This is a genomic window from Erwinia sp. PME.40.26/001 (assembly GCF_055556675.1).
Map to the genome: position 1 here is coordinate 1 of NZ_JBVHNP010000427.1, position 237 is coordinate 237.

Genomic DNA, 237 nt, shown 5'->3' on the forward strand with positions numbered 1-237 from the left:
GACCTGCTCGTGCAGGCGGCGGTCGTTGCCGGCATCCCGGGTGTCGTGCTCGTCCTCGTGGCCGCGGCGCTCGTGTCGCTCAGCGGTATCCGCGCCGCGCGGGGAGCGGTGGGCCCCCGCCGCGATGCCTTGATCGGCGCGTGGACCGTCTTGGCGGGCGCATCGATCGGGCTCCTGGCGAGCCCGACCTCGCCGAAGACGCTCCTGCCGATGGCTGTCGCGGTCGGCGTGTTGGTG

Annotated in this window: 1 protein-coding gene; it reads left to right on the forward strand. The window is 74.3% G+C overall.

Features of this window, described 5'->3' with window-relative positions; genetic code table 11:
• Window positions 1–237: hypothetical protein (locus ACZ3HG_RS24830; protein WP_465335204.1), on the forward strand; the 237-nt coding region annotated here is incomplete at both ends.